Origin of the sequence: Dietzia sp. DQ12-76, assembly GCF_014145045.1 — a bacterium.
GTDB lineage: Bacteria > Actinomycetota > Actinomycetes > Mycobacteriales > Mycobacteriaceae > Dietzia.
Map to the genome: position 1 here is coordinate 1 of NZ_JAALDV010000497.1, position 4129 is coordinate 4129.

A 4129-nucleotide genomic window follows, 5' to 3' on the forward strand; every position below is an offset into this window, starting at 1 on the left:
CCGTCCGAGATCACCGCAGCAGGCCACTGACGACCGGGTCGTGTTAACGTCTGATCGCCAGCATGACCCCCTGGGGTCGCGGGAACCCGGTGTGACTCCGGGACTGACGCGCAGCGGTATGGGTGATGGCGGGGCACGATGCCACTGGATCGCAGGATCTGGGAAGGCGCCCCGTCCAGGTGATCCCGAGTCCGAATACCGGCTGGCCCTCGCGGTCCCCACCGCCAGGTCATGATCGGGCTTCGCGTTCCAGGCCCGCGACCTCGGAGTACACCCATGCGTAAATCAGGCCTGATCGCCCTCGTCGGCGCCGCCGCCCTCGTCCTGACCTCCTGCACCGCCGATGACCCGGCCGCCACCGCCGGCCCCGCGGTCGGCCCGATCGAGAACTGCGGACAGGAGGTGACCGTCGACTCCGCTCCCGAGCGGATCGTCTCGCTCAACCAGAGCTCGACGGAGATCCTGCTCGCCCTGGGCCTCGCCGACCGGATGGTGGGCACCGCCACCTGGACCGACCCCGTTCTGGACGAGTTCGCCGAGGCCAACGCCGGCATCCCGCGACTGGCCGACAACGCGCCGTCGATGGAGTCCGTCCTCGACGTGGAACCGGACTTCGTCACCGCCTCGTTCGGCAGCACGCTCAGCGAGGGCGGCGTCGCGACCCGCGAGCAGTTCCATGAGCTGGGCGTGGGCACCTACCTCTCCCCCGCCGACTGCGTCGGCAAGATCTCCGATTCCGGGGACGGGGTGCGAGAGCAACCGTTCACCCCGGATCTGCTCTACCGGGAGATCACCGAACTCGCGCAGATCTTCCAGGTCGAGGAGGCCGGAGAACGACTCGTGACGGACCTGCAGGGCCGGCTCGACCGGGCACACGAGGACGTGGACGCGACCGGGGTCTCGGCGATGTTCTGGTTCGCCAACTCCGAATCCCCGTACCTGGCCGGCTGCTGCGGTGCCCCCGGACTGATCTCGACGACCCTCGGTCTGAAGAACGTGTTCGACGACACCACCCAGGAGTGGCCCCAGATCAACTGGGAGGTGGTGGCCGAGCGCGATCCCGACGTCATCGTCCTCGGCGACCTGACCCGCCGGAGCCAGACCGCCGAGACCGGGGCCGCCAAGATCGCCTACCTGGAATCGAATCCGGTGACCCGGGAGATGTCGGCGGTCCGCGAGAAGCGGTTCATCGAGCTCACGGGCGCTGAGATGAACCCCTCCCTCCGCACGGTCTACGGCGTCGAGACCGTCGCCGCGGGCCTCGACGACCTCGGGCTGGTCGGTGAGCACGATCCATCGAACTGACCTGCTGCCCAGTGCCCCGCCGGTTCGCACCACCAGACAGGCTCCTCTCCGGCGCCCCGCCGCCCTGGGCATCCTCTGGATCGCCGGCGTCGCCGTCCTGCTGGTCTCCACGGCGCTGGTCCTGACGATCGGTCCCTCGGGTCTGACGGCCGGCGACGTCGTGCAGTCCGCCCTGGCGCGGCTCTCCGGCACCGAGTCGGGGCTGACGCGCATCCAGGAGGGGATCATCTGGAACCTCCGGTTGCCCAGAACCCTCATGGCGGCACTGGCCGGCGCGGGGCTCGCCCTGTGCGGGGTGATCCTGCAGTCCCTGCTCCGCAACCCTCTGGCCGACCCGTACATCCTCGGAATCTCCTCCGGCGCCTCGACGGGCGCGGTGCTCATCGTGGTGCTCGGTGTGGGGGCGGGGGCGGTCGGTCTCACCACGGGCGCGTTCGTCGGGGCGCTGACCGCCTTCGGGTTCGTCCTGCTGTTGGCCTTCGCCTCCGGCGGAACCACCGACCGGGTGGTGCTCGCCGGGGTCGCCGCCACCCAGCTGTTCTCGGCCGTGACCTCGTTCGTCGTCTACACCGCGGCCGACGCCGAACAGACCCGCGGTGTGTTGTTCTGGCTGCTGGGCTCGCTGTCCTCCGTCCGGTGGTCGGACGTGGCCGCGTGCGGCGTCGTCGTGCTCGCCGGTCTGCTGGTGTGTCTCCTGCACACCTCCAGCCTCGACGCCTTCACCTTCGGCCAGGACGCGGCGGCCGCCCTCGGTGTGGACGTGGCCCGCACCCGGCTCGTGCTCATGGTGGTCACCGCACTCATCACCGCGGTCATCGTCAGCACCTGTGGTGCGATCGGGTTCGTGGGTCTGGTGCTGCCGCACGCCGCCCGGGCGGTGGTCGGCATGCGGCACCGCGTCCTGGTGCCGACGGCGGCGTTGATGGGAGCGGTCTTCGTGGTCTGGATCGACGCCGCCGCCCGGACGGTCCTCGCGCCGCAGGAACTGCCGATCGGAGTGGCCACCGCTCTGATCGGCGTGCCGGCGTTCGTGGTCCTCCTCCTCCGCAAGGGCAGGGCCCGATGACGACCGGGCCCCCGGAGGGGCAGGGGGCGGCGACCCTCGAAGCCCAGGGCGTGTCGTGGTCCGTCCGCGGTCGGCCCATCCTGAGAGATCTCTCCCTGGCACCGGAGCCCGGGACGATGGTGGGGGTCCTCGGCCCCAACGGCTCGGGCAAGTCCACCCTGCTGCGCGTCATGACGGGCCTGCTGCGGCCCTCGACCGGTCGCGTCCTGTTCGACGGCACGGACATCCGGCGCCTGCCCCGCAGGCGGGTCGCCCGGCACGTGGCCCTTGTCGAGCAGGAGGTGTCCACCGACCAGAACCCGACGGTGCGGGACGTGATCGAACTCGGTCGCATCCCGCACCGCGCCGCGTGGTCGGGCCCCCGCACGCAGGACGAGGAGGCCGTACTCCGCGCCGCCGCCACCACCGCCCTCACCGATCGTCTCGACCAGCGGTACGCCACCCTCTCGGGCGGCGAGCGGCAGCGGGTGCAGATCGCGCGGGCGCTGGCTCAGGAACCGGACGTCCTCGTGCTCGACGAGCCGACCAACCACCTCGACATCCGCCATCAACTCGACCTCCTGGCCCTGGTCAGGGGCACCGGGGCGACGGTGGTGGCGGCGCTGCACGACCTCAACCTCGCGGCCAGCTTCTGCGACCGGCTCGAGGTCTTGTCCGGGGGGCGCCTGGTGACCGGGGGCCGCCCGTCGGAGGTGCTCACACCAGCGCTGATACAGACGGTGTACGGGGTCCGCGCGGAGGTGCTCCACGACGGACCCGCGGTGCACGTGCGCTATCTCGCCCGCTGACCCACGGGAGCCTGGGCGTGAACCGCGGGCGCAGGTCCGCGATCCCCGACCGAGGGGCGCAGCTGTTCAGCGCTTGCGGTTGCGGAGCTTCTCCGCGAATTCGCGGGCCTTGCGCTGGTTCTCCGGCTTGGACGCCTCCCGCCTGACCACTTCGACGGCCTTGAGCGCGACTCCGGTCTTCAATGCGTTTCTCAGGAACGCCATCGGGTACCTCCATCATCGGGGAGCGCCAGTGTAGGCACCCTGTCAGCCGGCCGCGACCGGGCGGCGCAGCAGGTAGACGTCCATCACCCAGCCGTGCTCCGTGCGCAACCGCTCGCGCGCGTTCCGGATCTCGGGCAAGACATCGCCGACCCCGCCCGAAATCAGGCACTCCCCCCGGTCACCGAGGTTGCCGCCCCACCAGATGTGCCAGTCCGCCAGGTGATCGAGAGGCAGGCCGGCGTTGAGCATCACCACCACGTTGTCCGCGCCGCCGGCGACGACCTCCGCCAGACGACGGCCAGTGGTCACGGTGACCGTCCCGCCGATCTCGTGCAGGACCAGCCGGTGACGCGCGGCCAACACCTGTAGAGCGGAAATGCCCGGGACCACCTCCACGTCAAAGTCGAGCCGGCCACGGGCGAGGATCCGGTCGACGATCCGCAGCGTGGAGTCGTAGAAGGCCGGATCACCCCACACCGGCACCGCCACGTCGCCGGGCCGGTCCGCCAACACCCTCTCCCACGCCAGGGAACGGGCCTCGTGCCAGTCCAGGACCACGCCGCGGTACCCGTCCTGTGAGGAGGTCGACGACGACGAGCGGTCTCGTTCCGGATCAGCGACTCCCACCAGCTCGACGCCCGGCGCGTGCCGGGCGAGCAACCGCCGACGGAGGTCGACCAGCGGGTCGCCCGGGCCCTTGACGGCAGCGAGCGCATACTCGGACGCGCGCAGGGCGGCGACCGCCTCCATCGTGATCTGATCGAGT

General features: G+C 70.9%; 5 protein-coding genes and 1 riboswitch. Of the genes, 3 read left to right on the forward strand and 2 right to left on the reverse strand.

Translation table 11 applies throughout. The features are described from left to right. The first annotated feature begins 41 nt into the window (after window positions 1-41). Window positions 42-221, forward strand: a riboswitch (cobalamin riboswitch). 55 nt (window positions 222-276) lie between these two features. The 3 genes from G6019_RS15455 to G6019_RS15465 are packed head-to-tail and all read left to right on the forward strand — an operon-like array spanning window position 277 to window position 3159. Next, on the forward strand, window positions 277-1305 hold the full coding sequence (locus G6019_RS15455; RefSeq protein WP_182613493.1) for an ABC transporter substrate-binding protein: 1029 nt from the start codon (window positions 277-279) through the stop codon (window positions 1303-1305). Window positions 1306-1309: 4 nt separating this feature from the next. Further along, entirely contained in the window at window positions 1310-2371 is a 1062-nt protein-coding gene (locus tag G6019_RS15460) for a FecCD family ABC transporter permease (RefSeq protein ID WP_182613501.1), read from the forward strand. Next, entirely contained in the window at window positions 2368-3159 is a 792-nt protein-coding gene (locus G6019_RS15465) for an ABC transporter ATP-binding protein (RefSeq protein ID WP_194305810.1), read from the forward strand. The genes G6019_RS15460 and G6019_RS15465 overlap by 4 nt, the downstream gene beginning before the upstream one ends. Before the next feature lie 66 nt (window positions 3160-3225). Here G6019_RS15465 and G6019_RS15470 read toward each other — a convergent pair whose 3' ends face one another. Together G6019_RS15470 and cobF are read right to left on the reverse strand one after the other, a co-directional pair. Continuing rightward, entirely contained in the window at window positions 3226-3363 is a 138-nt protein-coding gene (locus tag G6019_RS15470; protein ID WP_182613492.1) for a hypothetical protein, read from the reverse strand. Window positions 3364-3405: 42 nt separating this feature from the next. Beyond that, the coding region (gene cobF, locus G6019_RS15475; RefSeq protein WP_182627976.1) for a precorrin-6A synthase (deacetylating) at window positions 3406-4129 on the reverse strand (724 nt) is incomplete at its 5' end.